Source organism: Microcoleus sp. LAD1_D3, from assembly GCF_036702135.1.
Classification (GTDB): Bacteria; Cyanobacteriota; Cyanobacteriia; order Cyanobacteriales; family Microcoleaceae; genus Microcoleus.
In genome coordinates this window covers 1-4,476 of sequence record NZ_JAUBSB010000127.1, presented here as the reverse complement: position 1 = coordinate 4,476, position 4,476 = coordinate 1, and the positions used below count along the sequence as shown (strand labels likewise).

Sequence of the window (4,476 nt, the reverse complement as noted above, 5' to 3'; positions counted from 1 at the left end):
TTAAGACTCAGATGTGCATATTTAAATAATGAGATTAAAATGGGTAGGTATGCTTAGTTAAAAAGCGGGATGCTCCCATGCCAAAGCCCGATCGCGCATTTCGCAGGTTTCCGGTTTTTACCATATTTTTGTAGAATGGCGACCACATTGTGGTATTGAAATCCCCAACCACAATCAGCGGATTTTTTACTTGGGCTGCATACTCGCCGATGGCTGCTAGCTGTTTATTGCGATTGATAAAACTCTCCTGTTTGATCGGCACAGTCGGATGAACAAGCATCAGAGAAATGACTTTACCTTGAAATTTAACATCCACCGACAAGCTCTTTCTTTGACTTGAAAAGGCTTTAACCGAAGAATTTTCTAAAGGCAGCTTGCTGTATATTGCACTGCCAAATCTCTCAGATTCTTGCTGGGTAGAAGAGTAAGGAAAAATCTCGCTTAAAACCGATAACTGTTTTGCCCAAGATGAGTTGACTTCTACAAAAACCGCGATATCCGGTTGTTCTGCTTTAACCAGCGATATCACCTCAGAATATCGCCGATTACTCCTTAAAACATTTGAATGCAAAATCCGCAAGTTGTGTGCGGGAGTTGCTCCTGCAAAGGCGGGCGCTGGAAAATACCAAGGAACAATTTCCGCCAAGTTAAGGATAATACAAAATGCGCTCACCCACAACCATCTTTTTTTTGAGCGCACCAGAGCGAAGAATATAAAAGTAGAGAAACCAACCAGCAGATATTGTAGTTTAAAATGAGAACTCAATTCAAAAAAAATGTTAAATTTTCCCAAATACCCGGCTATTGACAATACGGCATTTACAGTTGCTGCGATAATAAACCATTTTAAAATTATGTGCTTTAAGCTAAGGTTTTGGTTAGGGATGCTGTGCATCACCGCCCATTTGAGCTTGATTTTAAGGTCGTTGGTAATCCGCAACTTATCAATTTCTCTTACCAGTTGTTCTGGCGGTTCCAACTCTCGCCGCTTTTGATAAAATCTCACCAGCAAGCTATCTATCACAAAATAACTAAATGAATTGGCAACAAATCCTACAAATACCAACACACCTAAACCGATCAGCATACCAAAGGAACCGCCGACTTTGACCAAGCCCGACCAAACGGCGGCGTCACCTGTTTTACCTGTAGCTACTATGGCTATAAATAGCATTAAAGCAGGCACTCCGACCGTGATTGTGTTTCTGATGATATAGTCCATTTTTTATCTTTTATGCTAAGGTTTTTCTGATTTTACTGTCGCTCTAAATCTCATAAATTTCTAACGGTAAGTTATCGGGATCTCGGAAAAATGTAAACCGTTTTTCTGTAATCTCGTCCAGGCGAATGTTTTCTACTTCTACTTGTTGGGATTTTAAGTAAGCAACTGATGCTTCTATGTCCTCAACTGCAAAAGCTAAATGTCTCAAACCACAAGCTTCAGGATTGTTAATTCTTTCAGGAGGATGGGGAAATGAGAAAAGCTCGATAGTGTCGCCGTTTCCGACTCGCAAATCTAGTTTGTAAGAATTCCTCTCGGTTCGGAAAGTTTCTTTGATAATGGAACATCCCAATACTTCTACATAAAATTTTTTTGATGCTTCGTAATCCGAGCAAATAATCGCCACATGATGTATTGCTTCTATTTTCATCTGAATAAAGTTAGTTAATTTTGTTTTTCTGAGATGTTGCACCATTTTAAATAAGCTTTTTATGAACAGGCAAGATGCCTGTTCCACAAAAAAATTTACTCTTTGTGGAACAGGCATCTTGCCTGTTCTTGAGAATGGTGCAAGATGTGAGGTTTTTCCAACAGCACAGCACGCTATTGACAATTATATTTGACGATCGCAGACTCGGCGAGAAACCCTGGGAAATTCAGGGCGATCGGCCTTTATTTTCCCCCGCCCAAATCTTAATCTAAAAAATTTCTGCAAAAAAAGCACCCTACTTTGATAAAATCAGAGTTTTGCAGTCAATCACCCAATTTGCATCTCAGGAAACAAGCACTATGGCCCGTATGTATTACGACACCGACGCGAACCTAGACCTCTTAGCCAACAAAACGATTGCTATCATCGGCTACGGTTCCCAAGGACACGCCCACGCCCTCAACCTCAAAGACAGCGGCATGAATGTCGTTGTTGGTTTGTATCCCGGTAGCAAATCCGCAGCCAAAGCAACCGACGCGGGTTTAACAGTTCACCCGGTAGACAAAGCAGCAGCCGCCGCTGACTTCATCATGATTTTATTGCCCGATGAAGTTCAAAAAACTATTTACACAGAACAAATCGAACCGAACCTTTCAGAAGGAAATGTTTTAGCATTTGCTCACGGTTTTAACATTCACTTCGGCCAAGTTGTTCCCCCTGCCAATGTAGACGTAGTAATGGTTGCCCCCAAAGGTCCTGGACACTTGGTGCGGCGGACTTACGAACAAGGGGAAGGTGTTCCGAGTTTGTTTGCAGTATATCAAGATGCTTCCGGTCAAGCGCGCGATCGGGCAATGGCCTATGCTAAAGGTATCGGTGGCACCAGAGCCGGCATCCTGGAAACCACTTTCCGCGAAGAAACAGAAACGGATCTTTTTGGCGAACAAGTAGTTTTGTGTGGCGGTTTGAGCGCCTTAATTAAAGCTGGATTTGAAACTTTAGTTGACGCCGGATACCAACCGGAATTAGCTTATTTTGAATGTTTGCACGAAGTTAAACTTATCGTTGACTTAGTAGTAGAAGGAGGCCTCGCCAAAATGCGCGACAGCATCTCCAATACCGCAGAATACGGCGATTTAACTCGCGGCCCCCGCATCGTCACGGATCAAACCCGCGCCGAAATGCGTAAAATTCTCAGCGAAATTCAATCCGGCCAATTTGCCCGCGAATTCGTTCTCGAAAACCAAGCCGGCAAGCCAGGTTTTACCTCCATGCGCCGTCAGGAAGCAGAACATCCTATTGAAGAAGTTGGTAAAGATTTGCGAGCTATGTTTAGCTGGTTGAAAAAGCAGGCTTAATCAATTTTAGATTTTAGATTTTAGATTTTAGATGGGAGTACAAATCTAAAACAGTCTGGACGCATAACCTAATTATGTAGGGTGCGCACTGCGCACCTTACCGCTTGGAGGAAAATCTCAAACCTCAAGTTTAATCGATTACAGATGAGAGATGGGATAAAAAATCTCAAATCTAAAATCCAAAATCTAAAATCGTACTGTTGGGTTAAGCGAAGCGAACCCTACGCTTCGCTTAACCCAACCTACAAGAAAATGGCTAGGTATTATTAGAGAAACCGGGTTTCTCTCTGGTAGCTCAAAACTATCGCTTCGGGCTAGGACTTTTTTGCAATTTCTCAATATCCTGTTGCCTTTGCTCGTTGAAATCTCTAGGCCTCAACCAATCTGGCCACAACCCGACGAAGAACTTTCGGCTTGCCACGCTAGTATCTCTTACAGGTTTGGGGAGAAAAGTTAAAGTGTCACCGTAAAGGGTAAACAGCACTGCCAACAGAAGCAATAGCGGGATAAGATTTTTTTTAGGCATCGCAGTTTGGGAGTAGAGTTTGTGAAAGCGCTTGGTTATATTTTGCCCTTGCACGGACAAAAAATATCAGAAACAGCTTAAGAAGAAAATACACCCCTGGGGGCTAAGCGACCGCCCATACAAAAGGAAAGGCTGCTATAGCAATCCTAAATGATTTTCTACGTATAGGTGTACTGATGGATTTTGGGGAAATCAAATTTATGTTCCTTGGTGAAAAACTCAAACAAAAATTTGATGATCTTAAAAGACTTACATAAATACCAATACTTTCGTAAAAAAAAATTAGCTTGTAACCAAATATCTTCAACGGGATTTTTTTTCGGGAGCATTGGGAGCAAATAAAATACAAGTGATTGACCAATTTACAGGTTTTTTGTCATGATTAACTGATGATAAATAATCTCTAAATTCTCCATATCTATGATAACTAGCTCCATCCCAAATCAAGATAAGTCTCCGCTCTTTGTATTTATTTGGTAAGTATTTTATGAATTGAACTGTTGATTTTTCATCACCAGATTCATAACCTTGAGCATGGAATTGTTTGGTTTAATAATGAGCGTGCGCCCAAATAAGTTTGTCTATTTTTTTAATTGGTAATTGGGACTTCAATTCTTAGGTCAGATAGACCCCAAGCGTAGCCATTGATATCGCCATGAAGTAGATGACATTCATCTAAAAAAAATACGGCGTTGCATAATTTGAGGATGATTCTTGTCGGGAGTAGGGTTAGGCGTCCCGCTTGCTGTGAAAATACACAAGACGGGCGGGACACCCATCCCACAAAACAATCAAAATCATCCCGCAATTATGCAACGCCCAAGGTTGGCGTTGCTGAATACAGGTATGAATTCAAGATTTCTCAATTGCTAGAAGCCCGCTTGAGGGTGAGTTTTGTAACATCAAGCGAAAAGTTGATTCATACCTTGATTCAGCAACG

The 4,476-nt window shown here is 41.5% G+C and carries 5 protein-coding genes; 3 read left to right on the top strand and 2 right to left on the bottom strand.

Features of this window, described 5'->3' with window-relative positions; translation table 11 throughout:
• Positions 1-34: 34 nt before the first annotated feature.
• Positions 35-1,222 (bottom strand): endonuclease/exonuclease/phosphatase family protein, encoded by a 1,188-nt coding sequence (locus QUA74_RS29340; protein WP_333336232.1) that lies wholly within the window; start codon positions 1,220-1,222, stop codon positions 35-37.
• A 43-nt stretch (positions 1,223-1,265) separates the two neighbouring features.
• Complete coding sequence (gene gloA2 / locus QUA74_RS29335) at positions 1,266-1,652, bottom strand: SMU1112c/YaeR family gloxylase I-like metalloprotein (protein WP_333336229.1); 387 nt, start codon at positions 1,650-1,652, stop codon at positions 1,266-1,268.
• Positions 1,653-1,726: 74 nt separating this feature from the next.
• Between gloA2 and QUA74_RS29330 the strand changes: the two genes are divergently transcribed.
• The 3 genes from QUA74_RS29330 to QUA74_RS29320 all read left to right on the top strand — a co-directional run.
• Positions 1,727-1,924, top strand: a complete 198-nt coding sequence (locus tag QUA74_RS29330; RefSeq protein ID WP_333336226.1) for a hypothetical protein — start codon at positions 1,727-1,729, stop codon at positions 1,922-1,924.
• Positions 1,925-1,978: 54 nt separating this feature from the next.
• Entirely contained in the window at positions 1,979-3,010 is a 1,032-nt protein-coding gene (gene ilvC / locus QUA74_RS29325) for a ketol-acid reductoisomerase (RefSeq protein ID WP_333336235.1), read from the top strand.
• Between the two features lie 1,233 nt (positions 3,011-4,243).
• Positions 4,244-4,476 (top strand): hypothetical protein (locus tag QUA74_RS29320; RefSeq protein ID WP_333336223.1); only part of this gene is annotated, 233 nt, incomplete at its 3' end.